At 66.1% G+C, this 19,716-nt stretch carries 37 protein-coding genes and 1 tRNA gene; 22 read left to right on the top strand and 16 right to left on the bottom strand.

The genetic code is table 11. The features are described 5' to 3' along the window. Positions 1 to 15 precede the first annotated feature (15 nt). Together SPI01S_RS13895 and SPI01S_RS13890 are read right to left on the bottom strand one after the other, a co-directional pair. Positions 16 to 372: a hypothetical protein gene (locus SPI01S_RS13895; protein WP_245653603.1), complete on the bottom strand. Its 357-nt coding sequence runs from the start codon at positions 370 to 372 to the stop codon at positions 16 to 18. A gap of 182 nt (positions 373 to 554) precedes the next feature. Continuing rightward, the gene (locus SPI01S_RS13890) at positions 555 to 875 is read right to left on the bottom strand and encodes an HNH endonuclease (RefSeq protein WP_066723538.1); all 321 of its coding nucleotides are present in this window, start codon (positions 873 to 875) and stop codon (positions 555 to 557) included. Positions 876 to 1,140: 265 nt separating this feature from the next. Between SPI01S_RS13890 and SPI01S_RS22340 the strand changes: the two genes are divergently transcribed. Next, positions 1,141 to 1,329 (top strand): hypothetical protein, encoded by a 189-nt coding sequence (locus SPI01S_RS22340; RefSeq protein WP_157084694.1) that lies wholly within the window; start codon positions 1,141 to 1,143, stop codon positions 1,327 to 1,329. A 95-nt stretch (positions 1,330 to 1,424) separates the two neighbouring features. On the opposite strand, the gene SPI01S_RS13885 is transcribed toward SPI01S_RS22340, so the two are convergent. From SPI01S_RS13885 to SPI01S_RS13835, 10 genes are all read right to left on the bottom strand, one after another. Then, positions 1,425 to 2,108, bottom strand: coding sequence for a hypothetical protein (locus tag SPI01S_RS13885; protein ID WP_066723527.1), 684 nt, complete (start codon positions 2,106 to 2,108; stop codon positions 1,425 to 1,427). Positions 2,109 to 2,162: 54 nt separating this feature from the next. After that, entirely contained in the window at positions 2,163 to 2,723 is a 561-nt protein-coding gene (locus SPI01S_RS13880; RefSeq protein WP_066723526.1) for a hypothetical protein, read from the bottom strand. Further along, positions 2,674 to 3,525 (bottom strand): YdaU family protein, encoded by an 852-nt coding sequence (locus tag SPI01S_RS13875; RefSeq protein WP_084253467.1) that lies wholly within the window; start codon positions 3,523 to 3,525, stop codon positions 2,674 to 2,676. The genes SPI01S_RS13880 and SPI01S_RS13875 overlap by 50 nt, the downstream gene beginning before the upstream one ends. Further along, complete coding sequence (locus tag SPI01S_RS13870) at positions 3,522 to 3,884, bottom strand: DUF1064 domain-containing protein (protein ID WP_066723518.1); 363 nt, start codon at positions 3,882 to 3,884, stop codon at positions 3,522 to 3,524. Before SPI01S_RS13870 ends, SPI01S_RS13875 begins: the two co-directional genes overlap by 4 nt. 23 nt (positions 3,885 to 3,907) lie before the next feature. Next, a complete protein-coding gene (locus SPI01S_RS13865) occupies positions 3,908 to 4,129 on the bottom strand; it encodes a hypothetical protein (protein ID WP_157084693.1) in 222 nt (73 codons plus the stop codon). A gap of 257 nt (positions 4,130 to 4,386) precedes the next feature. Continuing rightward, positions 4,387 to 4,623: a DUF2312 domain-containing protein gene (locus SPI01S_RS13860; RefSeq protein ID WP_066723513.1), complete on the bottom strand. Its 237-nt coding sequence runs from the start codon at positions 4,621 to 4,623 to the stop codon at positions 4,387 to 4,389. Positions 4,624 to 4,687: 64 nt separating this feature from the next. After that, entirely contained in the window at positions 4,688 to 5,893 is a 1,206-nt protein-coding gene (locus tag SPI01S_RS13855; protein WP_157084692.1) for a hypothetical protein, read from the bottom strand. Further along, on the bottom strand, positions 5,893 to 6,153 hold the full coding sequence (locus SPI01S_RS13850; protein ID WP_066723510.1) for a hypothetical protein: 261 nt from the start codon (positions 6,151 to 6,153) through the stop codon (positions 5,893 to 5,895). Before SPI01S_RS13850 ends, SPI01S_RS13855 begins: the two co-directional genes overlap by 1 nt. Positions 6,154 to 6,187: 34 nt before the next feature. Further along, entirely contained in the window at positions 6,188 to 6,616 is a 429-nt protein-coding gene (locus SPI01S_RS13845) for a hypothetical protein (RefSeq protein ID WP_245653602.1), read from the bottom strand. Positions 6,617 to 6,911: 295 nt separating this feature from the next. Then, complete coding sequence (locus tag SPI01S_RS13835; protein ID WP_066723499.1) at positions 6,912 to 7,115, bottom strand: hypothetical protein; 204 nt, start codon at positions 7,113 to 7,115, stop codon at positions 6,912 to 6,914. Between the two features lie 105 nt (positions 7,116 to 7,220). Here SPI01S_RS13835 and SPI01S_RS13830 point away from each other — a divergent pair, with 105 nt between their 5' ends. The 20 genes from SPI01S_RS13830 to SPI01S_RS13745 all read left to right on the top strand — a co-directional run bounded on the left by SPI01S_RS13830 (position 7,221) and on the right by SPI01S_RS13745 (position 16,142). Continuing rightward, positions 7,221 to 7,946: a S24 family peptidase gene (locus tag SPI01S_RS13830; RefSeq protein ID WP_066723496.1), complete on the top strand. Its 726-nt coding sequence runs from the start codon at positions 7,221 to 7,223 to the stop codon at positions 7,944 to 7,946. A 107-nt stretch (positions 7,947 to 8,053) separates the two neighbouring features. Continuing rightward, the gene (locus SPI01S_RS13825; protein WP_066723676.1) at positions 8,054 to 8,320 is read left to right on the top strand and encodes a hypothetical protein; all 267 of its coding nucleotides are present in this window, start codon (positions 8,054 to 8,056) and stop codon (positions 8,318 to 8,320) included. Then, complete coding sequence (locus SPI01S_RS13820; protein WP_066723493.1) at positions 8,317 to 8,706, top strand: hypothetical protein; 390 nt, start codon at positions 8,317 to 8,319, stop codon at positions 8,704 to 8,706. Before SPI01S_RS13825 ends, SPI01S_RS13820 begins: the two co-directional genes overlap by 4 nt. Positions 8,707 to 8,839: 133 nt before the next feature. After that, positions 8,840 to 9,223, top strand: a complete 384-nt coding sequence (locus SPI01S_RS13815; RefSeq protein ID WP_245653601.1) for a hypothetical protein — start codon at positions 8,840 to 8,842, stop codon at positions 9,221 to 9,223. After that, on the top strand, positions 9,223 to 9,435 hold the full coding sequence (locus SPI01S_RS13810; RefSeq protein WP_066723487.1) for a hypothetical protein: 213 nt from the start codon (positions 9,223 to 9,225) through the stop codon (positions 9,433 to 9,435). The genes SPI01S_RS13815 and SPI01S_RS13810 overlap by 1 nt, the downstream gene beginning before the upstream one ends. Further along, entirely contained in the window at positions 9,432 to 10,142 is a 711-nt protein-coding gene (locus SPI01S_RS13805) for a hypothetical protein (RefSeq protein WP_066723479.1), read from the top strand. The genes SPI01S_RS13810 and SPI01S_RS13805 overlap by 4 nt, the downstream gene beginning before the upstream one ends. After that, complete coding sequence (locus SPI01S_RS13800) at positions 10,142 to 10,444, top strand: hypothetical protein (RefSeq protein WP_066723475.1); 303 nt, start codon at positions 10,142 to 10,144, stop codon at positions 10,442 to 10,444. Before SPI01S_RS13805 ends, SPI01S_RS13800 begins: the two co-directional genes overlap by 1 nt. Continuing rightward, on the top strand, positions 10,441 to 10,923 hold the full coding sequence (locus SPI01S_RS13795) for a hypothetical protein (protein WP_066723472.1): 483 nt from the start codon (positions 10,441 to 10,443) through the stop codon (positions 10,921 to 10,923). Before SPI01S_RS13800 ends, SPI01S_RS13795 begins: the two co-directional genes overlap by 4 nt. Further along, a complete protein-coding gene (locus SPI01S_RS21895; RefSeq protein ID WP_084253465.1) occupies positions 10,923 to 11,102 on the top strand; it encodes a conjugal transfer protein TraR in 180 nt (59 codons plus the stop codon). The genes SPI01S_RS13795 and SPI01S_RS21895 overlap by 1 nt, the downstream gene beginning before the upstream one ends. Further along, complete coding sequence (locus SPI01S_RS13790; protein ID WP_066723470.1) at positions 11,099 to 11,395, top strand: LexA family protein; 297 nt, start codon at positions 11,099 to 11,101, stop codon at positions 11,393 to 11,395. Before SPI01S_RS21895 ends, SPI01S_RS13790 begins: the two co-directional genes overlap by 4 nt. Continuing rightward, on the top strand, positions 11,382 to 12,284 hold the full coding sequence (locus tag SPI01S_RS13785; RefSeq protein ID WP_066723467.1) for a DHH family phosphoesterase: 903 nt from the start codon (positions 11,382 to 11,384) through the stop codon (positions 12,282 to 12,284). The genes SPI01S_RS13790 and SPI01S_RS13785 overlap by 14 nt, the downstream gene beginning before the upstream one ends. Continuing rightward, positions 12,281 to 12,703, top strand: a complete 423-nt coding sequence (locus SPI01S_RS22335; RefSeq protein ID WP_157084691.1) for a Clp protease/crotonase-like domain-containing protein — start codon at positions 12,281 to 12,283, stop codon at positions 12,701 to 12,703. Before SPI01S_RS13785 ends, SPI01S_RS22335 begins: the two co-directional genes overlap by 4 nt. Continuing rightward, positions 12,700 to 13,107 carry a DUF7694 domain-containing protein gene (locus tag SPI01S_RS13780; protein WP_218017614.1) on the top strand — a complete coding sequence of 136 codons (408 nt, stop codon included), beginning with the start codon at positions 12,700 to 12,702 and terminating at the stop codon, positions 13,105 to 13,107. The genes SPI01S_RS22335 and SPI01S_RS13780 overlap by 4 nt, the downstream gene beginning before the upstream one ends. Continuing rightward, entirely contained in the window at positions 13,104 to 13,346 is a 243-nt protein-coding gene (locus SPI01S_RS13775; RefSeq protein WP_066723458.1) for a hypothetical protein, read from the top strand. The genes SPI01S_RS13780 and SPI01S_RS13775 overlap by 4 nt, the downstream gene beginning before the upstream one ends. A 20-nt stretch (positions 13,347 to 13,366) precedes the next feature. Beyond that, entirely contained in the window at positions 13,367 to 14,251 is an 885-nt protein-coding gene (locus SPI01S_RS13770; RefSeq protein WP_066723457.1) for a hypothetical protein, read from the top strand. Positions 14,252 to 14,441: 190 nt separating this feature from the next. Beyond that, the gene (locus SPI01S_RS13765; RefSeq protein ID WP_066723455.1) at positions 14,442 to 14,747 is read left to right on the top strand and encodes a hypothetical protein; all 306 of its coding nucleotides are present in this window, start codon (positions 14,442 to 14,444) and stop codon (positions 14,745 to 14,747) included. Then, complete coding sequence (locus SPI01S_RS13760) at positions 14,744 to 15,253, top strand: hypothetical protein (protein WP_066723453.1); 510 nt, start codon at positions 14,744 to 14,746, stop codon at positions 15,251 to 15,253. The genes SPI01S_RS13765 and SPI01S_RS13760 overlap by 4 nt, the downstream gene beginning before the upstream one ends. Then, positions 15,246 to 15,494, top strand: a complete 249-nt coding sequence (locus tag SPI01S_RS13755; RefSeq protein WP_066723449.1) for a hypothetical protein — start codon at positions 15,246 to 15,248, stop codon at positions 15,492 to 15,494. Before SPI01S_RS13760 ends, SPI01S_RS13755 begins: the two co-directional genes overlap by 8 nt. Beyond that, positions 15,488 to 15,928 (top strand): thermonuclease family protein, encoded by a 441-nt coding sequence (locus tag SPI01S_RS13750; protein WP_066723447.1) that lies wholly within the window; start codon positions 15,488 to 15,490, stop codon positions 15,926 to 15,928. The genes SPI01S_RS13755 and SPI01S_RS13750 overlap by 7 nt, the downstream gene beginning before the upstream one ends. After that, complete coding sequence (locus SPI01S_RS13745) at positions 15,915 to 16,142, top strand: helix-turn-helix transcriptional regulator (protein ID WP_066723444.1); 228 nt, start codon at positions 15,915 to 15,917, stop codon at positions 16,140 to 16,142. Before SPI01S_RS13750 ends, SPI01S_RS13745 begins: the two co-directional genes overlap by 14 nt. A 15-nt stretch (positions 16,143 to 16,157) precedes the next feature. On the opposite strand, the gene SPI01S_RS13740 is transcribed toward SPI01S_RS13745, so the two are convergent. The 3 genes from SPI01S_RS13740 to folK form a co-directional block, all read right to left on the bottom strand. Continuing rightward, the gene (locus SPI01S_RS13740) at positions 16,158 to 17,465 is read right to left on the bottom strand and encodes a tyrosine-type recombinase/integrase (RefSeq protein WP_245653600.1); all 1,308 of its coding nucleotides are present in this window, start codon (positions 17,463 to 17,465) and stop codon (positions 16,158 to 16,160) included. A 163-nt stretch (positions 17,466 to 17,628) separates the two neighbouring features. Then, a tRNA-Lys gene (locus SPI01S_RS13735) sits at positions 17,629 to 17,704 on the bottom strand. A gap of 12 nt (positions 17,705 to 17,716) precedes the next feature. Further along, positions 17,717 to 18,193 carry a 2-amino-4-hydroxy-6-hydroxymethyldihydropteridine diphosphokinase gene (folK, locus tag SPI01S_RS13730; RefSeq protein ID WP_066723438.1) on the bottom strand — a complete coding sequence of 159 codons (477 nt, stop codon included), beginning with the start codon at positions 18,191 to 18,193 and terminating at the stop codon, positions 17,717 to 17,719. Positions 18,194 to 18,216: 23 nt separating this feature from the next. On the opposite strand from folK, the gene SPI01S_RS13725 reads away from it, so the two are divergent. Further along, the gene (locus tag SPI01S_RS13725) at positions 18,217 to 18,822 is read left to right on the top strand and encodes a uracil-DNA glycosylase (protein WP_066723435.1); all 606 of its coding nucleotides are present in this window, start codon (positions 18,217 to 18,219) and stop codon (positions 18,820 to 18,822) included. Here SPI01S_RS13725 and SPI01S_RS13720 read toward each other — a convergent pair. Further along, positions 18,809 to 19,714, bottom strand: coding sequence for a flagellin family protein (locus SPI01S_RS13720; RefSeq protein WP_066723432.1), 906 nt, complete (start codon positions 19,712 to 19,714; stop codon positions 18,809 to 18,811). The two genes, SPI01S_RS13725 and SPI01S_RS13720, sit on opposite strands and share 14 nt — an antisense overlap. Positions 19,715 to 19,716 lie beyond the last annotated feature (2 nt).

The raw sequence follows: 19,716 nt of genomic DNA, 5'->3' as shown, positions 1-19,716 counted from the left end.
AATGTGAGCGCTGGCTTAGCCGCGCGCCCTCGCGCCGTTGCGCGCGAACGGGTTCCGGTTTTTGATCGGGTCATCGCCCACCTTGCCGACCCGGCTTTTCCGACCCGCGATGCCCAGCAGCTCTGCATATTGTCGCAGGACGGTGAGGTACGCCGCCGGCGGCGGCTCGCCACCTTCGGCGAACGCCTCGCGCACCAGCGCCTCGAGCGAGCAGTACCGAGCGAACAGGGAGCTATCGATTTCGGCGGTGCCCGCCGCCATCACGCGGCCGAGCTCCTCCTGCCAAACGTCGATCGCGCCAGCGGTCAGATAATCCGGCATCACCGGGGGATCGCCCGGCACGAGAACCTCGGTTTTCGCGGCGTCGCGCACCGGTTGGAAGGTGCCGCGGGCCAGCTTGGAGGCGGGCGGTTCGGCCTTTGGGCCTCGCTTCATCCTAGCCTCCGGAATTCAATTCGCACCTGAAAGTTTAATCTGCACGCACGAAAAAAGGCCCTGAGAGCGGTACGGGTGGCGGCCGGGGTGGCGGCTTTTGATCCCCCCCCCTCCCGCCGTCATCTCGCCCGGCGGCGCGCTCTGGCGCTCTCTCGCGCGGTCTTTGCCTTGCTGCAGGGGTCGCAGAGCCCTTGATAGTTCTCGCGCTCGTCGGTGCCGCCTTCGGCCTTCGGCCGGATGTGATCGGCGATCGTCGAGGGCGTGAACTGCGGCGGCTCCTTGGCGCGGCACAGCCTGCAAAGCGGCTCCTCGGCGAGCACGACCCTGCGCATGGCTTCATGCTCGCGGCCATAGCCGCGCTCGTGCCTGCTCTTTCGCCGATCCCAATTGCTGGTGGTGCGCGCGGGCTGCTGCCGCAGTTGAGGCGGGCGGCTGGGCATCCACAACCTCGCATAAAAGGATAAGCTACTTATCTTTTCCGTTGACGCGGAAAGATAAGTAGCTTATCAATTCTCTTGTCAGCGGGGATGCACCCCCACTGACAAAACCGAAAGGAAGCAAATGGTTAAGCTGATCCTTCGGTGGTTCCGAAACGGCAAGAAGATCTTCGAGATCGACTTCCGTATCTGGTAACTAAGCCGGGGCCTCACGACCGTAACAGCGGCGTGAGGTTCCGGATGGCAAAATAGAGGAGCGAGACCATCCATGCAAGCGCAAGAGCTTCAAGCGATCCTTGATCGGACAGGCATGACCCATGCCGAACTGGGCGAGCTCGTCGGCCTATCGCGCGTGTCCATCGGCACCATGGCGCGAGGCCAGTCGCCGATCGAAAAGCGCACCGCACTGGCGATCCGGTATGTGCTTGAGCATCGTGATCATGTGGAAGCTGATTGACGAGTAGCCTTCGGACTTCCGCCAGCGCGGTTTGCGCCGGTCAGTCTGGCGGGAGTCGCAAGAGCAATGCTCCAGATCGAAGGTCCCGAGGCCGCTCAAGCGGCAACACCCTGCTGAGTGTTCCCGTTTTGTAGCAGCGCCGGCGTCAGCTGCCAAGCCTCGATTTCGATGCGCAACGAACCGCCGAACTCAACGATCGCCGTGGCGCCGCGGCCTTCCACTACGATGCCGATCAAGCCATCGAAGGCCCGCATCCCCTCGACCATAACCTCGGTCCTGCTGGGCAGATCCTTCGTCACCCGACGAAGCATCTTGCGCCGATTGCTTTCAGTGCGCATGCGGTCGGCCCGCGCGCGGCGCGCCTCATCCCGCGTCTCGGCTTCCATCTCGGCACGGCGCAGCTCGCGCGCGCCTTCCTCCGCTGCTCGTAGACCGGTGATACTGGCATCCCGCACCAGCGGAACCCGGCCAGCTTGATGGAACACCGAGAAGCTGGGGTGCGGGCTCAGCTCGGCGCTGGCCGCCCGCGCCAGATCATGGAGCTGGTCGGCCCGAGCGAACACGAAGCCCGGCAGGATCGCAAGATCCACGTCGATCAGCTTGCGCCGCTGGCCCATGACCAGGCGGCGACCCTGCCCAGGAGCCGGGCGGCGGATCGTCCGGACCGGCGTCCACACCTCGAACCCTGCTTCGGCGAGCGACTTGGATAGGGGCACGGTGCGCCCGCCGCTCGTCCGCAGAATGCACCAGGTGCCAGCCGTGCCCGTCGTCCCGCTCATCTCAACCACCCCAATACTCCAAACCCGCACCCGAATCACGCTTTGTTCTCACCTTCACGCGGCGCGCTGCTCCGGCTGTGACTCGCCCTCGAACCCGGCGAGCGCGCGATCGATCTGATCTTGCGTCAGTGCGCCGCACGCCAGACCGAGGCCGCGCATCTCTGGCTTCATCCGCCGGATTTCGTCGTCGGTCATCGGTGCGACCTCTTCCTCCTCGACGAGAGCGCGGCGGTTCGCTTCAGCCGCCATCTGCCGCAACCGTTCGCAGGCGAGCCGGTGGCGTGCCATCAAGCCCGCGGCGAGTGTGCGGATTTCGGCCTCGATCTGGTTGGGGAAGCTCATCGGTCGATGCAGCGCCGCCTGCGCCGCCTCGCGCGCTACTCTCCCGGGCAGGTCGCCTAGAGCAGCGACCATGACGGTGAGCCACGCATCCGACTGCTCGGCGCTCATGGTCGGCGCCACCTTGGTAAGCAGCACCGAGAGGTCCTCGCGCAGCCCAACGCTGAGCCGCGATGCGATTGTGATCGGGCCCGGCTCCGCGTCCTTAAGCGGCGCAAGGCCACGCTCATACCGTGCCAGCAGAGGGAAAAGCTCCAAGCCCTCGGCCAGCGTCATCGCCTCGCTGAGCGTCCAGTTCGAGCCGCTCGCGAAAGCGGCGACTGCTCTCGATTGGTCCGCTCGGGCGGCCGTGATGAGGTGATTTGCCATGTCGCAAGCATCCTTCGATGAATGATTTTGGATCGATCGCGCCTTCGCGCTGCGCCTTGCCGAGGGCGGTGATAACCGCCTCGGCGCCGTGGTCGCGCCTCCACTTGCCCAGCAGCCTGCCAGCCGCCTCCGCCGTCACACCCGCCCCGGCAAGCAGCTGGCGCCCGGCATCGAACATTACCTTCTCGGGATCGGGTGGGCTCGGCGCTTCGGCGCCCGTTCCGTCAGGAACGGAATTCTTCTTGGGTGAAGGTGATTGTGGCGGGCATGCTCCAAGCATTGCGTCGGGCATGCTCGGAGCAGTGCCCGAAGCATGCCCGGATGGGTCACCCTTCCCGGCCCGGCCAGCATTGCTCGGAGCATCGCCGGATTGTGCCCAGCGCGCTTCGGCTGCGGCCTTCGCCTTGCTCGAACGGCGCTCCGCATTGGCCTCGGCCTGGGCCAGCTCGGCATCGATCCGCTTGTGGCGCCATTCCCCGTCCGTGACCTGGAATAGCCGCTGCATGGCCGGGCGATGCTTCTTCCACGATCGCGCGTCGAGCTTGGTGATCTGCTGCAGAACCGCGTCGTCGTCCGGTGCCGGGCCGTTGCGCCAATAGTCGAGGATCAGCAGCAGGTATGCCCCGTGCTGTTCCGTCGTCAGGCGCTGGGTGTCCCCCAGATAGTCGCCCACATAGAGCGGCATCCAGGCGGACGATTGCCGTGTCATGATTCAATCACCTCGATGTGCGGGTAGCAGGCGCGGAACAGCGCCTTGCGGAGGGGCCAGTCACGCACCCGCATGCCCTTGCTGTCCTCTGCGGTCAGTTGGCCGCCGCGCTGCCGGTAGACGAAGTCCGGGGTGTAGACGGCGCGCCGGCCGTTATCGTGCAGCAGCGTGCGGCCGTTGACCTCGAAGAAGAACTTCGGCCCGATCTGCAGGTCGCTGATCTCGCCCGCTATCTGGAGCAGGTGCAGGTCGTTGCAGCGGCGCGCCTCCTTCTTCGACGGGTGCGCGTGCCCAGCCCCGCAGGCGGTCTGCTTGGCGCTATACTTGTTGCCCCGCGATTTGCGTGCGGTGCGCAGCATCGCGGACGGTCGGAACGCCATGGTCAGTGATCACCGAACAGCGGCAGGCCTTCCGCAGGCTCAACCGGGCGCACGAACGGCGCCGGGCGCTCCAGTCCCTTCTTCTCCCGTCCCGCGTAGGGCCGGTAGTCGGTGAAATCGATCATGAAGCGCCGGGCGAGCAGGCGCGCCGAGCGCTCGCTGATCCCCAGCGCCTTGGTCGACTCCTTCAAAGTCCGGCCCTCGGCCGCATAGCCCTGCATCATGAGGGCGCGCTTTGCGCCCTCCTTTGACACGCCGCGCGTGCATGCAAATTGGTCGAAAAGGTAAGGCGGGCTTTCCATTATCGCCTCCGTGCTCGCTCTTGCTGGATCAGGTGGCGGATGACGTCCGATCGGACGATCCGCTTCGTGGGCCAGACATGGAAGTCGGTGGGTACGACCGCCCTCAAACGCTCGTCGGTCATCCCTCTCAGGACGCTCGCGATCATCGGGGCAGTGTACGGTTCGGACATCGCTGGGGATTAGATCCCGAGGGCCTGCTTGTAGGTCTCGAGCAGCATCTCCGCCTCTTCGCGGTGGTGCTTTTCCATCTTCCGCAGGCGGACGATCGTGCGGATCGTCTTCACGTCGAAGCCGGTCGATTTGGCCTCGCCGTAGACGTCCTTGATGTCGTCGCTGATGCCCTTCTTCTCCTCCTCCAACCGCTCGATGCGTTCGATGAGCAGGCGAAGCTGTTCGGCAGAGATGTTGTCGCTCACTGGTAATCTCCCTTGGAAATGACGCCGGTCTCGGCGCGGAAAAGCTGGATTTGGCCGGCGCTCATCAAAGCGCCGCCGATGCGACACCGCCGAGCGTCAGCTCAGGTGCGGCGCGGGAAGGCTTGAAGGTGCGGGTGATGCTGGCAGCGCCGGAGGCGACCCGGGCGAGCTGCTCCTCGAAGGTCTTCGGAGCCATGGCGGCGGCGCGGCGCTCGCGCTGGAACTCGCGGCGCCCCTCCTCTTCGCCGTGTTCGCTCACCAGCCGGCGAAGGCGGCGGCGCTCCTCCCGGCTGAGCTGTTCCGTGCTCCGGATCGCGCGAGCCTGCTCGGTCAGCTTGCCAGGCCGACGGACCGGCGGCAGCTGCTCGCCGCGGGCCGCAAGCTGATCGCGCAGCTCATTGCGGAGCCGGTAGCCGCTGCAGGCCCCGATGCCGCAGATGGTGGCAGCGCGCGCGACCGGCATCCCGTTGAGCAGCAAACTGCGAAAGCGCTCCTTCGTCGATTCGGGAATGCTGTGCGCCTGGGCGATCAGCTTCACGCGCCGGCCGTTGATGTCACATCCTGGGAGCACCTGCCCCCTCGCCTTTAGGCGCTTCACCAGAGTGGCGCGGATCTTCACCACCGACGTCTTGCTGACACCAGTCCGGTCGGAGACCTTGATCGAGCCCAGACCCGTCAGCAGCAGTTCCTCGACACGCTTTCGGTCATTCGGATCGACCGGCACTCCGGAATAGCGCTCGCCGTTGCCTGGGGGCGGCAGGAGCGCCTTGCCGCGCGCTTCCAGCTCCGCGTTGTAGGCTCGACGGTAGTGCGAGACGGAAGACGCGCTGATGCCCATCCGCTGCTGGATCTCGATGTGCTTCACGCCCTTCTTCAGCATGTAGCGCAGGCGCTCGATCTCGGTGGGCAGGAGCTTACCCGCGCGATCGCGCTCCGCAGGGCGATGCCCGCGCGCTGCGCAGAGCGCCGTTGTGATTGCGTTCGTGGCTGCCGTCTCGCAGACGCCGAATTGCGCCGCGATCTTGGAGAACGGGACACCCTGCTCGCGCAGCTCGATGGCAGCCGCCAGGCGCTCGCCGTTCAGCATATGCTTGCGGGCCGGCGCGCGGAGCGGCGACTTCAGCTTGAGCCTGGCGGCCTTCATGCGGATCGAGTAGATCGAGCGAGCGGGCAGCGCCGAGTGCGCCGCGGGCATACCGCCCTCGACATAGTGCTCGCGCAGGAGCTTCAGCTCAGCCGCCGACCAGGCGGGATTGCGGTGGGCGGGCATCAGCACACCTCCGAAGCGCCGACACGCGCCACCACCGGAATGAAGACGAACCCGTCAACCTCGTGGTGGACGGTCGAGGCGCGCTCGTCCTCCAAGCGCCAGATACCCCCGACGCAAGCTAACGGGCCGCAGTCGGCCCAGACCTCGGCAACCGTCCGGTGGGAGCGGAACGGATACCGCTCCCCTGCCTCAGTTCCAGCGCGCAAAGATTCGCTCGCGGAAGCTGCCTGCGCAGCCGCCGCGCCATTTTTGGCGATCATGGTGCACTCCTTCAGCCGGCTTTGCGCCGGCGGTTCATCCTCGGTTGGAGATCAGCCGCGGACGCGCGCGTTCGCGGAGCCGGTCGATATGCTTGCCGGCGCTCTCGACGGCCGCCGCCATGGCTGCCAGCTCGCGATCGTCGACGATGTTGTCGTCTTCCAGCGCCTCGGACAGCTGGGCGAGCAGGGTCGCGAGCGCGGTGAAGCCAGCGCGATCGCTGCCCTCACCGCTGTCGATCTCGACCAGCTTCATGCCGACCAGCGCCAGCGCGGGGTTGGCGAAGCGGCCGTCCCAGGCGCGGCAGCCGCGCAGGAACGCGACGACGCCCATCTCGCTGCCACCGGCGCGGTACCGCTCGGCCGTGTCGCCGCTTTTGCCCAGGACGGCGCCCAGATCATCATCCGTCGCGCCGTCTTCCCGCCGGATCTTGGCGAGGCTGTCGCCCAGCGTTTCCAGAAGCAAGGATGCGGGAACGGTAGCGTATCGACCGTGGATCTGCGGGCGGCTCAAAGTGCAATCTCCGGGGCATGGAAAAGGGAATCGGTATCGGCGGGAAACACGGGCGCGGACCCCAGGGAGGGAAGATCCGCGCCCGCTCCCGACACGCCGTCAGCGACCAGGGGGGAATCGCTGACGACCGAGAGGCTGCAATTCTGGAATTGGCAGGACCGGGCTTCCGGGTGCCAACCGCCCACGCCGCAGAGGGCGCACGTGGAGGCGAGCCGGGCGCGCAGCGCGCTATCGTGGTCGATCGCTATCATGCGGCCCGCGCCTCGGGCGCTTCGTACTGCTCCATGAAGCGACGGACTTTCTGCTCGGTCTCCGGCCAGACGCGGCGACCAGCGCGCAGCTGGCTGACCAGCCTCCAGTCATTCACGGCGCCGCGACCAAGCGCGCTATCGGCCATCCCCGTCCTCTTGAGGAAAGTCTCGACGTCGGCGAGAAGGTTGCTGCTGCTCATTGCGAAGCCTGTTCCATGGAATTGAGCATATGCGGGATAGTTCCCGCACATGTCAAGGGATACTTCCCGGATGCACAGACTGCGATTTTGCGGGATGGCTCCCGCATGGCTGACCGATCTACCATCCTCATCGATCGCATCGACGAGCGCCTGCAAGCGCTTGGCTTAAGCGACCGGAAAGCCTCGTTGGCAGCCACGGGGAAACCCGATCTCATCAGGGACATACGGCGCGGCGCCCACCCTCTCGCCACGCGCCTGGCATCACTCGCCTCAATTCTGGAAACCACGACCGACTATCTTCAGGGCAGGTCAGACCAGCCTGCCGGCGCGGTCCAGAATGAAGGCGGAATTAGGAGCCTTGTCCCTCAACCTCAGGATATGATCCAAGATATCCCCGTTTACGGTACTGCAATGGGTTCGGAACACGAATACGGGGATGGGTTCGATGGCATGGTTGCTATCGAGCAGACCGACCTCAATATGGGAGAAGTGGTCGACCGCTTTAGGCGCCCGCCAGCCTTGCTGCATCGTCGCGATATCTATGGGCTTTATGTGACAGGCGAGTCGATGTCCCCCGCGTTCGAAAGCGGTGCCGGCATCATCGTTGACCCGAAGAAGCCGCCCAGCATCCGGGACTATGTTGTCGTTTACCTCCGCGATCGTGTCGACAGCGACAACGCTGCAGGGGTGCTGATCAAACGCCTCGTTAGGCGCTCGGCCAGCTATATCGAACTGCAGCAGTTCAACCCGCCAGCAATCTTTCGGCTCGATAGCCGCATGTATCGAGAGGTTCATCGCGTCATGCCTTGGGACGAAGCGTTCGGCATGTAACAGCATGCAACGAGTGAAATACGGGAAACTTCCCGCATAGGTATTGACTGCGGGATATTTCCCGCACATACGGGATCTGTACCGCACATTGCGGCATGGAGACCCCGATGCAACAGCATCCCTCACTCAACGACCCGGACGTTCTGCAGGCGGTCGACGACTTCCGCGGTGACGTCCTGGCGATCCGCCAGATCACCCGGCCGCTGGTCGGCATGGCGCTCGACGATCCGCGGCGCGCGGCCATCGGTGCCCGCGTGGAAGATCACCTTGAAGGCATCGACCTGCGCGCGGCTCGGCTCGGTATATCCCCTCGGGTGCTTTTCGAGCTGATCAACATGGCAATCGACGCCGAGCGCGTGGCGGTGGCGGCATGAAGAGCAATCCCATTCGCGCGATGGCCGAGCGCTTCTGCGCTTGGCCTCTTCCGCCCGAGGTCTGCGCCGATAGCTGTGCCACCATCAAGGGTCACCCACACCAGCGTCACGGCACAAACCTGCTGACGGTCGCGCAGGCAGAGGACATGCTCAGGCATGTGCTAGCTGGCGAGGCGGACTATCGGGCTTTCTGCGCGAACCTACCGCTGGAGGGGCAGGGCACGCTCGAAAGCTTGGCAGAAGTCGCCACCATGCTGGAGACCTATGGCCTCGCCGAGCTGCCTGCGAACGAGGCAGGAAAAGTCGACTTCATGCGCGTCATCATGGACGGCGCGGTCGCTGAGATCCGCGCATTCATCGCCAAGCAGAAGGGTGGCGCTCTGTGAAGGCCGCTCAGCCCCGCAAACGCGCCAGCCAGCGACCCGACGACACCGCTCATTGGGGCGGTGTTTGGATCGCCGCCGACCGGCGCGGGCCGTTCAAGGTCGAGCAGCCGCAGGAGCACCCTCGGCGCCGCTGGTGGCCGCTGTGACTTTCCCGCGCCAGCCCTCGAACCTCGTCATCACACCGTCGAACCAGAGCCCCTGGGTCGGCTGGCTGAATGCGCCGGGCGATCGGTTTACCCGCGCGCAGCTGGGCGCGATGAAGGCGAACAACATCGACCCGAACACGCACGCCTTCATCATCACCGTGTTCCGCGAGGCGACGATGCGGGAAATGTGGTGGCCGCGCGGCGACGCGCCGCCGGTGTTCCAGTTCGATTGCCCCGTCATGTCGGTCACTTCCGACGGCCGATACCGCGTCATCGCACCGAGCGGCGACGTGAAGATCGTGCTGGCGAACGGCTGGGTGAAGATGCCGAGCCGGCCGAACCGCCACCTGCTTGATCGAAAGCCCCTCTGATGCGCGATCGATTCCCCAAAGCCATGCTCGGCGTCGCCGCGCTGCTGCTCGCCAGCATGCTGATCCGGTGCGTCGTCGCGGCGTACCAGCCCCATTCCCCCGAGGTGGCCTCCGCACACCCCCTCGAGGTCGCAAGCAGCGCACAAGCGCGCACCCTCGCTCCGGCCGCGGAGGCCGGCCGGAGCACCTCATTCCAGGGAGACGTCCGTTGACCGACACCACCACCGCGCCGGCCGTCGCGCCGGCGGATGACCAGCTGTGTTCGCTGATCAGCGCCGCGGTCGCGCGCCGCATGACGCCCGACTTCATCGAGAAGGAGGTGCAGACCCGCGTCGACAAGCTGATCGTCGAGAGCGTCGACCGGGCGCTGCGCAGCTACAGCGATACCGGTAAGCTGATCGAGAAGGCGATCGAGGAAGCGCTGCGCGTAGATCGGCTCGACCTGCCTTCCTACGGCGCCACCGTCGCCAGCATGCTCAAGGTGCAGATCGAGGCCCGCGTTGCGCCGCTGGTTGCCGGGCAGCTGGCAGCCGACATGGATGAGCTTCTGAAGCTCGCCCCGAAGGAGGTGAAGCTCTCCGAAATCGCCGCCTACATGCTGAAGCCCTACGAGGACGACGGCGAGTGGGGCGAGCACATCACGGTTGAGGTGGAGCGGAGTGACTACGGCAGCACCTGGATCAAGCTTGACGATGACGAAGTCCTGAAAGGCCGCGATCTCTACAAGGCGAAATACCGCCTGCTCGTCGACAAGGACGGCAGCATCGCCGGGTTCTATGTTCACGACAGGCCAGCCGCGACGAAGAGCTGGGTTGGCCGCGTCTACGGCATCGAGCAGAAACTCCGGGCCTATGTCGCCTGTGGCACCAAGCTGATCATCGACGAAGACGCGGTGATCACGTCGGTGGGCGACTACTGATGCGCCAGCCGATCAACATCCCCACCGAAGGCAGCGGCACCATGATGCTGATGCCGGCGCGCGAAGGCACGTGCGAGATCTGCGCGACTGCCCACAAGCTCGAGCTGCCGCACAACGCGCAGAGCCTTTTCTATCAGACGCGGTTCAATATCGAGCACGGCCGGGCGCCGGATTGGCGCGACGCGATGGCGCACTGCTCCGACGAGATGCGCGCGCTCTGGACGGAGCAGCTGACCGCCCGCGGCGTCGACGTCGAAGGCGGCGCGATCAACCCCGCGAAAACGGCAAGGAAGGCGCGATGATCCCCTACACCTCACCCGAGGATATGGCCGCCTGGGCACGCGCCATGATGCAGCGCCGGCCGGACTTCGTCATCGGCGCCCCCGCCTACCTGCGGCGCTGGTGGCTCATCCCTCGCAACAAGCATCAGAACGTCTTCCTGCACGAGATCCTGCGCGACGACGATGACCGGGCGCTGCACGATCACCCGTGGGCGAACACCTCCATGCTGCTGATCGGCCGCTATCGCGAGATCACGCCCGAAGGCACCTTCATCCGCGAGGCAGGTGACATCGTGCACCGGCCGGCCGAGGCGTTGCACAGGCTCGAGCTGATTGACGGCACGCCCGCAGTCTCGCTGTTCTTCACCGGGCCCAAGGTCCGCGAGTGGGGCTTCGCCTGCCCGCAGGGTTGGGTGCACTGGAAGGACTTCACCGGCGGCGTGAACGGCGAGCTGGTCGGTCGCGGCTGCGGCGAGCACGACGTCGCTGAGGCCGCCTGATGGCCGACACGATCGACGAGGCGAACCAGCTCGCCGAGCAGCACCTCGAGCGCAGTCTGCGCGCGGCACGGCAGCCGGTTCCGGTCGGCGTGCCGGGCGAATGCGAGCAGTGCGGCGGTGATAGCGCGAGGCTGGTCGGCGGGCGGTGTGCGCCCTGCCGCGATGGGAGGCGGCGATGACCGCGCGACAGCTGCAGGTGCTCACCCTGATCAGGGAGCGGCTGTCCCAAACGGGGCTGGCGCCGACCTATCGGGAGATCTCCGCCCAGTGCGGATTTTCCTCGGCTGGCCATGCTCACCAGGCGGTCGATTTCCTGATCGACGCCGGGTTGGTCCGGAAGGTTCCGGGCCGCCGGCGCGGCCTGACGCTCGTGGATCAGCCCACATTGGCCGCAGTCCCCACGGAGGACCTTCGGCATGAATTAGCGCGCCGCGAGGCGGCGGAAACGGAGATTACCGATGCCCGACTATAGGCCCGACCTCGTGATCTATCACGATCAGTGCGCCGACGGATTCGGCGCCGCCTGGGCATGCTGGCAGCGCTGGGGCGACGCCTGCGAGTATGTGGCGGCGAACTATGGCCAGACGCCGCCCGATGTCGCCGGCCGCCACGTCCTGATCGTCGACTTCAGCTACAAGAAGGCCGTCCTGGAAGAGATGGCGCGGGCGGCCCGGTCGATTGTCGTCCTCGACCATCACAAGACGGCCAGGGAAGACCTGGAGCAGTTCGCGCGGTTCGAGGGTAAGCCGGAGCGGTTCACGCCGGCGGTGGTGGGCTTGATGGTTGGAGATCTGACCCGGGGCGGATATCCGCCGATCGTCGCCTGCTTCGACATGGAACGGTCTGGCGCGCGGATGGCTTGGGAGTTTTGCCACGAGCGCCCGGCGCCCTACCTGATCACGCTGATCGAGGATCGGGACCTGTGGCGCTTCACCCTGCCCGACACCAAGCCATTCGGGCTGTGGCTTCGCGCCGAGCCGTTCAGCTTCGCGCGCTTCGACGAGATCGCCCACGAACTCGCGTACACGACGAGCTGCCGGACCATCATGCGCGAGGCTGCCGCCATGCAGCGCTTCCACGATGCGAAGGTGCAGGAAATCGCCTCCTTCGCGCGCCGGCAGCGCGTCGGGGCGTTCGATGCGGTGGTGGTGAACTGCCCGCCGATGTTCGCGAGCGAGGTCGGTCACGCGCTGCTCGAGTCGCACCCAAGCGCCCCGTTCGCGGGCACCTACTTCGACGCGCCGAATGCCCGCATGTGGAGCCTGCGGAGCCGCGACGATCGCGAGGACGTCTCGGCGATCGCGTCCAAGTTCGGCGGTGGCGGGCACCGCAACGCCGCCGGGTTCAGCGTGCCGCGATGAGCCCACCAATCCCACCGCGCCCGCCGCGCGAAAAGTTCAAGACTGCCTGCCAGGCGCTCCTCGGCGAACGTTGGTCGCCAGCGGAAGCCGAGGAGCTCGGCAAGCTGGTCGCAGAAGGTGCCGCGCTCGCGAGAGTGGAGGACTATGCCGAGCGTCCGGGAAGCACACCGCCGACAAGGCTATCGGTGCGGAGGCGGCTGTTCGGGCAGCCGCTCGTCGTTCTGCAGGTCGGCGCCGTCTTTGGCAACGATCGCCACCCGCCGCGCCCAGGACATCAGCCGCGCCGGCGGGTCATGGTCTGGCGCGACGCGACGCCTGAGGACCTGACGATCAGCGTCGCGCCGCTTTCCGATCTGAACAGCATCGGCAGCCCGCCGCGCGTTGGAAGCTGCCTGAGCAAAGGGCCTAGGACACGATGAAACCGAACGCCGCGCAGCTGCGCCAGCTGAAGCGCGACAACATGCGCCATCCGGCCGCCTTGGTGGCCGTGCCGTGGCAGGAATGGCCGTCAGCTGGCATCGACGAGGCGCGGCGTCTGAAGGTCTACCGATCGCGCGAGTTCCTCGTGCAGGTCTACGAGGAGCCGGGCGGCATTCTGCGTCTGTCCGTCAACCGCACCACATGGTGCGAGCGATCGAACAGCTGGCGCGAGAACATCAGCTGGGACGACCTGCAGCGCCTGAAGCGCGAGGCCGGATACGCCGATCGCTGGGCGGTCGAGATTTATCCGGCCGACCGCGCCGTCGTGAACGTCGCCAATATGCGACACCTGTGGCTGCTCGATCAGCCGCCCGCCTATGCCTGGGGAGCAAGCGGAGAATGAGCCAAGCGGAGAAGATCAAGCGGACGCTGATCGGGATCGAGATCCCGCGGGACGAGCTGGCGTGCAGGCTTGCCGAGGCCGCCATGGGCGCGCGGCGCCCGCTCGGTGCGACCGTCGCGCAGGCTTTCGCGCAGATGGACAGAATCGACCCGGGTCAGTCGCGTCGCTGGCAGGCGGCGGCCGACGCCGCAGTGCTGTTTTTCCACGAACGCATCAAGGAAGCGAGGCAGCCGTCATGAGCGAGGATCGGAGAACACCCATGACGCAAGCAACTGATGCAGACCGGGACGCGGCGAAGGGCAAAGTAGAACGTGCCGAGCATCTTCGCTCCGAAATACGTCGCTGCAATATTGCCATCGAGAGCGGGACATCTGATCCTTGGTGGTACGAGGATCGGGGCAGGTTCCAGCAAGAACTTGACGAGCTTGAGCGTCCCATCAGCACCAGCCACCGCGAGGCATCCACAGCCGCGCTGACTGCTGAGGTGGAGCGCGAGAAGGTCCGTATTGCCGAGGTGATGGAGGAGGATGGCGGTTGCTGGACCGCGTGCAGCGGATGTCAGGAGTCCTGCGACGGATGCGTTTCGACCAAGGATTATCCTTACGATGCGCGGTTTCGGTGCCAGCCCGGCAGCGGCTGTCGAGAATGCGGCGGCATCGGCGTCATCTGGCAGGATGGCAAATTTCTAAGCAGCTACGGTAACGCGCTCTCCACCATCAACCCTATCAGCGGAGGGGAGGCGGAGAAGGGCATTCCAGCAAAAAGCGCGCAGTATTTCTTCGAGATCGGTTTCATGGCCGCGTTCGCCGAAGTGACGGTGGGCGCCGGGAAAGCGCCGTTCCCGCTGACCGATCGCATTGTGGACAAGGCTTGGGCTGATGCTCGCGACGGGGTGGATGATCCTGCCGAGTGGGATGCTCACCTGTCCGCCACCCCCCATCCGAGCGGGGATGCTGCGCGGGAGGCGCTGGAGAGGCACATACAGAACGCATCTGAGCCACTTGACGCGATGACCGACGCTGTAGTGCAGGCGATTGAGGCGTGGAAGCTGAACGACGAAGAAGCGATCGACGAGGCTATGCGTAATTGTCTCGCACGTATCGCGCAGGCGGCTGGACGATATATTGAGGGGGCGAAGCGATGAGTTGGCTTCTCTCTTTCCTGCCTCGCAGGTGGCTGCAAGAGGCATTGTATGATCAGTGGGAAGGACACCTTCCCCGCGATGAACGGGTTCGCCTTTACCACTTCGGGGCGACAGGAAACCCGGAACACCATGAATTTCAATGGGCGGATAAACTTCCTTCCGCAGCACTCAACCACAGAGGGGAGCAGTGATGGGCTTCTGGTGCAGCAAGATACGCACGCGCAGGAAGGACCACCGCTGCGAGACATGCGGCCAAACCGTGCGCGCCGGGGAAAAGAGCTGGGACGAAAGCGGGCTCTACCAAGGCGATTTCAACTCATACCGACAGTGCGCGGCGTGCAAAGACATCGTTCGTTATTTCTTCTGGCGCGGTAGCTTTGACCGCCTTGAGGGATACCAGCTTAACGAACTGGCCGAATACTGCCGCGACGAGGGCCTAATCTGGCCGCCCCAGTGGAATTATGTCGCCGGTGCAACTCTGGAGCCCACCACATGACCCCCACACTAGCGGACAGCCTGGAGGCGGGGGCGGTGGAGCGGCGCGGTATGCTGCCGGCCGTTACCTATTTCTCCTGCATCATCTGCCACGGCACGGGGGAGGCATTCGGCGGAGAATGCACCTCCTGCACCGATCCCGATATTGGCGTTGCGCGGTTCGTGCTGGAACGGCTCACTGTCGAACAGATGGCGTTCCTACGCGCCTATGGCCACACGCTGGCCTATCAGCCGGTCACCCGCAGCGAAGAACGCGCACACTCCTGCGAATACTGGGTCGAGGCCGACGACGGCGAATGGTCGGAAGACCGGATGAATTGGATCATTCCGCCTACGCGGCACTGGTTTGGAAGTGGTATGTCGAAATCCGGTCCAGGTGGCGGCGCATATTTCATCAAGTACAACCCGCTCGGGCTGGTGCTCCGGGAATGCCTCTCCGCCGGTGCTGGCGCTTGCCTCCCGCATTACACCCGCGCCCACGCAACCGAGGAGCAGCGCCATGCATGACCTGGAGCGCGCGAAAGAGATCGCGGGGTGGCCGTCTGACATGCTCCAACGCATCCAGCGGGAAATGGCGTTCATGGGCTGGAAGGGGCCAGCAGACACTGGCTTTACGCACAAAGAGGACGTGAACGGAGAGCGCATTGCCCGCGCGCACGATGCAACATGGCACGCCGACTATGCTGAAAGCGAAGCCCGCCAGCAACGCCTCGCCGTCCGCCGCATCTTGGAGGATCAGGCATGCTGATTGCCACCCTCCTAGCCGCCGCGCCGTTCACCTGCACGGTCACCCGCGTCCACGATGGCGACGGGCCGCTCTGGTGCACCGAGGGCCCCAAGGTGCGCATTGCAGGCGTCCAGGCCCCGGACTTCCGATCGGCCGAGCCCTGCCGCGCGCGGCGCGCCGGGTACGTCTGCAATGACGCGCGAGCCCGGGCAAGCCAGCGCAAGGTTTCCGCTCTGGTGCTGCACAGTCGGCTGGCCTGCCAGGCGCTCGAGCCCAGCTACAACCGCATCGTCGCGCGCTGCCGCCTTCCGGACGGCCGTGACCTTTCGTGCGCGGTGCTGGCCGCCGGCGCGGCGACGCGTTGGGACCGGTACTGGCGCCGCTACAACCTCGGGGCCTGCCCAGCCGGCCGCCCCATGCTTTCGATGAAGGAGAAGAGCGATGGGAGTCGCTGAGAAGTTCACCGGCGCCGCCGCGCCCATCGCCGCGTTTGTCCGCCTGCGCGAGGTCGAGGCCCGCACCGGGCTCTGCGGAAAGACGATCTATCGGAAGATGGCAAGGGGGGAGTTCCCCAAGAGTGTGCGCCTCGGCGCGAACGCCGTCGCCTGGCGCGAGAGCGACCTGCAAGACTGGATGGCCAACCCAATGTCTTGGAGCGAGGCGGCGTGAACCAGCGCGCGGGGGCTATCCCGCGCGCTCATACTCTTCCAACAGCTGGATAGCCGGGATCGCCCCGCCCATAGTTTGTTCGGCCCACCAGCGCGCCAATTCCCATCGCCGCGGCATATGCCGCGCGCGGTTGTACGCCATCTCCGCTGCGGACACGCCCTTCGGCTTGTGCGAGAGCATCGCGTCGATGATCGGGCGGTCGCCCTCGAGCCCAAGCTGCGTCGCGCGCTCGTTCATGATCGTAGAGAAAGCCGTCCGCCAGCCGTGCGGGACGTGCCGCCCGCGATAGCCGCACTGGTTGTAGCGGTAGCCGATCGTGTTGTTCGACATCGGCTGGTGCGTTGAGCGAACGCTATGGAACAAGTAGGGGAAGCGCCCGCTCAGCGCGTGCACGGCGCGGAGCACGTCAACCGCCTGGGCGGGCAGCGGCACGATATGCTCGAACGCCTCGTCAGCCTTGTTCTCCAGCTCGAGCTTCATGCGGTCGGCGCTGATCCGCCAGATCGGCTCGGGGCTGTCCCTCGCCCCACTCGGGTCCGTCCAGTCGATGCCCTCGAACTCCGCCCAGCGCGCGGTCGGGACCAGGCCGGGCCGCACGAAGGTGAGCCCGAGCAGGCGCGATGCCAGCTTCGTCAGCGGGCCGCCGGTCGAAGCGTCGATCGTCGCATGCAGCTGCCGGATCTCCTCGACGCTGCTCAGGCCGGGCTGGCTGCCGCCCACCGGCGTCGGCAGCATCGCCTTCACCAGGTGCCGGCCGGCGGGGTCGCGATCGCAGAAGCCTTCGGCCATTCCGTAGCCGAACACGGCCGAGATGTGCTGCCGGATCCGCTTGGCGCTGTCGATCGCCCCGCGGCGTTCGATCTTGCGCAGAAGCGCCAGCACCGTCGGGCCGTCTATGTCGGACAGCGGCAGCGCGCCGATCTCCGGGAACACGTCCCGCTTGAGCGCCTGATCGATCTTGGTCGCGTTCACCTTCGACCAGCGGCCGAGCTGCGCGGTGTACCAGCGCTCGGCCACCACCTTGAAGGTCGCGCCGGCCGCGGCGTGCGCCAGGATCTTCTGCTTGCGCCGCTCGGTCGCCGGGTCGCGGTGTTCGCGCAGCAGCCGCTTCGCCTCCTCCCGGGCGTCGCGCGCGTCGCGCAGCGGCATGTCCGGATAGGCGCCGAGGATCAGCCGCTTTTCCTTGTCGGCGAAGCGGTACTTGAGCCGCCAGGACTTGTGCCCTTTGGTGGTCACGAACAGGTAGAGCCCGCCAGCATCGGCGAGCTTGTATTCGCGCGTGGCTGGCGCGGCCTTCTTGCACTGGGTGTCGGTCAACGGCACGGAACGGATGCCCCCAAATCTCGGAACGATGCCCCCAAGAGTGCCCCCGGATGCCCCGTCCTCGGGTGTCCCTGGGTGTCCTTGAACGCACGTCGAGGCTCAACAGAAACCGAGGGTTTCCGCAACCTTGTGTCCTTCGATGTCCTTGGATGTCCGGAGAGGCTGGTGGGTCCGCCGGGATTCGAACCCGGGACCTCTCGATTAAAAGTCGCTTGCTCTACCGACTGAGCTACGGACCCACGTCCCGCCACCTAGGCGCAGGGGCGCCGCCGGTCAACCGCGTGCAGCAACGGAAGTGTCGTGCGGCCGGTCACCGGATCGCGCCAGCCGGGCGCAATTTCGGCCAGCGGCGCCAGCACGAAACGGCGCGCTCTATACTGGGGGTGCGGCACGGTCAGCGTCGGGCTCGCCCAGCAGCCGCCGGACCACAGCACGATGTCCAGATCAATCACCCGCGCGCCCCAGCGCTGCCCCCGCCGCCGGCCAAAGGCCCGCTCGATCGCCTTCAGCCGCCCGAGCAGGGCTTCCGGCGCCTCGTCGCTCTCGATTTCGGCCACGGCGTTGGCGAAGCGGCGGATCGAGGGGCCCAGCGGCGGCGTCTCGTGGATGCGCGACACCGCCTGAACGCCGCCGATCGCGGCGAGTGCGGCCTGCACCTCCGACCGCGGAGGGCCGTGGCGACCGCGGCGGTTGGAGCCCAGGGCGATGATGTAGCTTGTGACGGACACGCGCCTGCGCCTATCGCCGGGCGATGCGCACGCCAAGCCCCGAACCCGATCGCGACTGCCCGTTCTGCCCGCGCCTCGTTGCGCTGCGCACCCAGCTGCGCACCGAACAGCCCGAATGGTGGAATGCGCCCGTGCCGATGCTGGGCGACCCCGATGCGGGAATCGCGATCGTCGGCCTCGCGCCCGGCCGGTCGGGGGCGAACCGCACCGGCCGCGCCTTTACCGGCGACGAGTCCGGCACGCTGCTGTTCGCAGTGCTGGAGGAGCTGGGTCTTGCCGAAGCAGGCGAGCCGAAGGGCGTGCAGATCCTCAATGCGGTACGCTGCCTGCCGCCGGAGAATCGCCCGACCCCGCCGGAAATCCATGCCTGCCGCCCGTTCCTGGCCGGTCAGCTGCGCGCGCCGATCGTCGTTGCGCTGGGGGAGATCGCGCACCAGTCGGCGGTGAAGGCGCTGGGCGGCAAGCTGCCCAAGGCGCGGTTCGCGCACGGCGCAGAGCACCGCCTGCCGAAGGGGCAGGTGGTGCTCGATAGCTATCACGTCTCGCGGTATAATCAGAGCATCGGCCGGCTGACCGCGCCGATGCTGATCGCGGTGTTCGAACGCGCGCTGGCGCTTAGAGATACTTGACCAGGCTCAGGCTGGAAAGCTGCGAGAACACCGAATAGCTCGCCTCGAGCACGGTCTTCTGCTGCGACAGGTCGATGGCGACCTGGCCCAGATCGGCGTCCTCATTGTCCTCGATCACCTGCTGCAGCAGCAGCGAGCGCTCTTCGCCGCGCTTGGTCAGGTCCTCGACCTGGTTCTGCTTGCGGCCGTTGTCGGCATTGACGGCGCCGAGCTGCTTCAGCCCCATGTCGAGCTTGGAGATCACGCCTTGCAGCGCGGTGTTCTGTGCATCGGTAAGCGTCTCGCCGATCGGGCCGATCTGCGCCATTGCGCGATAGGCATCATAGATGCCGGTCGCCATCGAGCTGGCATTGACGCCGTAGGTGACGTCCAGCCCGTCGGCCACGCGAGCGCTGGCCAGCACGTTGTCGTCGTGAAAGGCCTGCGCCGCGGGCACGCTCGCAGCATCGGCCAGCGTGGTGACGGAGAAAGGCGCGCGGTCGATCTGCGAGCCGCCGAACAGCGGCGTGCCGCCTTCCGCTGCGTTCAGCGACGATCGCATCTGATTGAACGAGCTGTCCATCGCCTGCTGCAGGCCGGCCGCCTGGCCGGTGCCGATCGCGTTGAGGATCTGCTGGCGCAGCGAGGTCGTGGCGGTCTGGATACCTTCGATATGGCCCTGGTAGAGCGACATCGTGGTACCCACGCGCTTCGCGACGTTGGCCTGTGCCTTCTGCTGCTCCAGCAGGCTGTGCGCGGAAAGGTTGCGCACCGCCTCGGTGCCGAGCGACGCGAAGTCGGTCGCCTTCTTGCCGGTCGAGAGCTGCTTCTGGGTGATCGCCAGCTTCTCCTGCGCGCCGGAAATGGCACTGGCCATGGTGCGCTGAAGCGGAATGGTGGCAACGCGGGTCATCG

The sequence above is a fragment of the Sphingomonas pituitosa NBRC 102491 genome (assembly GCF_001598435.1).
Classification (GTDB): domain Bacteria; phylum Pseudomonadota; class Alphaproteobacteria; order Sphingomonadales; family Sphingomonadaceae; genus Sphingomonas; species Sphingomonas pituitosa.
Note: the sequence above shows the minus strand (reverse complement) of the source record. Positions and strands in the feature narration are given on the sequence as shown.

Excerpts from the sequence above, each read along its gene's own strand:
- SPI01S_RS13765 (WP_066723455.1), top strand. The coding sequence starts at position 14,442 with ATGGGCTTCTGGTGCAGCAAGATACGCACGCGCAGGAAGGACCACCGC.
- SPI01S_RS13810 (WP_066723487.1), top strand. The coding sequence starts at position 9,223 with ATGCGCGATCGATTCCCCAAAGCCATGCTCGGCGTCGCCGCGCTGCTG.
- SPI01S_RS13875 (WP_084253467.1), bottom strand. The coding sequence starts at position 3,525 with ATGACACGGCAATCGTCCGCCTGGATGCCGCTCTATGTGGGCGACTAT.
- SPI01S_RS13790 (WP_066723470.1), top strand. The coding sequence starts at position 11,099 with ATGACCGCGCGACAGCTGCAGGTGCTCACCCTGATCAGGGAGCGGCTG.
- SPI01S_RS13880 (WP_066723526.1), bottom strand. The coding sequence starts at position 2,723 with ATGACGCTGGCCGAGGGCTTGGAGCTTTTCCCTCTGCTGGCACGGTAT.
- SPI01S_RS13785 (WP_066723467.1), top strand. The coding sequence starts at position 11,382 with ATGCCCGACTATAGGCCCGACCTCGTGATCTATCACGATCAGTGCGCC.
- SPI01S_RS21895 (WP_084253465.1), top strand. The coding sequence starts at position 10,923 with ATGGCCGACACGATCGACGAGGCGAACCAGCTCGCCGAGCAGCACCTC.
- SPI01S_RS13750 (WP_066723447.1), top strand. The coding sequence starts at position 15,488 with ATGCTGATTGCCACCCTCCTAGCCGCCGCGCCGTTCACCTGCACGGTC.
- SPI01S_RS13760 (WP_066723453.1), top strand. The coding sequence starts at position 14,744 with ATGACCCCCACACTAGCGGACAGCCTGGAGGCGGGGGCGGTGGAGCGG.
- SPI01S_RS13885 (WP_066723527.1), bottom strand. The coding sequence starts at position 2,108 with ATGAGCGGGACGACGGGCACGGCTGGCACCTGGTGCATTCTGCGGACG.
- SPI01S_RS13770 (WP_066723457.1), top strand. The coding sequence starts at position 13,367 with ATGACGCAAGCAACTGATGCAGACCGGGACGCGGCGAAGGGCAAAGTA.
- SPI01S_RS13745 (WP_066723444.1), top strand. The coding sequence starts at position 15,915 with ATGGGAGTCGCTGAGAAGTTCACCGGCGCCGCCGCGCCCATCGCCGCG.
- SPI01S_RS13825 (WP_066723676.1), top strand. The coding sequence starts at position 8,054 with ATGCAACAGCATCCCTCACTCAACGACCCGGACGTTCTGCAGGCGGTC.
- SPI01S_RS13800 (WP_066723475.1), top strand. The coding sequence starts at position 10,142 with ATGCGCCAGCCGATCAACATCCCCACCGAAGGCAGCGGCACCATGATG.
- SPI01S_RS13780 (WP_218017614.1), top strand. The coding sequence starts at position 12,700 with ATGAAACCGAACGCCGCGCAGCTGCGCCAGCTGAAGCGCGACAACATG.
- SPI01S_RS13850 (WP_066723510.1), bottom strand. The coding sequence starts at position 6,153 with ATGATCGCCAAAAATGGCGCGGCGGCTGCGCAGGCAGCTTCCGCGAGC.
- SPI01S_RS22335 (WP_157084691.1), top strand. The coding sequence starts at position 12,281 with ATGAGCCCACCAATCCCACCGCGCCCGCCGCGCGAAAAGTTCAAGACT.
- SPI01S_RS13855 (WP_157084692.1), bottom strand. The coding sequence starts at position 5,893 with ATGCCCGCCCACCGCAATCCCGCCTGGTCGGCGGCTGAGCTGAAGCTC.
- SPI01S_RS13870 (WP_066723518.1), bottom strand. The coding sequence starts at position 3,884 with ATGCTGCGCACCGCACGCAAATCGCGGGGCAACAAGTATAGCGCCAAG.
- SPI01S_RS13835 (WP_066723499.1), bottom strand. The coding sequence starts at position 7,115 with ATGAGCAGCAGCAACCTTCTCGCCGACGTCGAGACTTTCCTCAAGAGG.
- SPI01S_RS13725 (WP_066723435.1), top strand. The coding sequence starts at position 18,217 with ATGCGCACGCCAAGCCCCGAACCCGATCGCGACTGCCCGTTCTGCCCG.
- SPI01S_RS13720 (WP_066723432.1), bottom strand. The coding sequence starts at position 19,714 with ATGACCCGCGTTGCCACCATTCCGCTTCAGCGCACCATGGCCAGTGCC.
- SPI01S_RS13795 (WP_066723472.1), top strand. The coding sequence starts at position 10,441 with ATGATCCCCTACACCTCACCCGAGGATATGGCCGCCTGGGCACGCGCC.
- SPI01S_RS13865 (WP_157084693.1), bottom strand. The coding sequence starts at position 4,129 with ATGATGCAGGGCTATGCGGCCGAGGGCCGGACTTTGAAGGAGTCGACC.
- SPI01S_RS13890 (WP_066723538.1), bottom strand. The coding sequence starts at position 875 with ATGCCCAGCCGCCCGCCTCAACTGCGGCAGCAGCCCGCGCGCACCACC.
- SPI01S_RS22340 (WP_157084694.1), top strand. The coding sequence starts at position 1,141 with ATGCAAGCGCAAGAGCTTCAAGCGATCCTTGATCGGACAGGCATGACC.
- SPI01S_RS13755 (WP_066723449.1), top strand. The coding sequence starts at position 15,246 with ATGCATGACCTGGAGCGCGCGAAAGAGATCGCGGGGTGGCCGTCTGAC.
- SPI01S_RS13775 (WP_066723458.1), top strand. The coding sequence starts at position 13,104 with ATGAGCCAAGCGGAGAAGATCAAGCGGACGCTGATCGGGATCGAGATC.
- SPI01S_RS13820 (WP_066723493.1), top strand. The coding sequence starts at position 8,317 with ATGAAGAGCAATCCCATTCGCGCGATGGCCGAGCGCTTCTGCGCTTGG.
- SPI01S_RS13830 (WP_066723496.1), top strand. The coding sequence starts at position 7,221 with ATGGCTGACCGATCTACCATCCTCATCGATCGCATCGACGAGCGCCTG.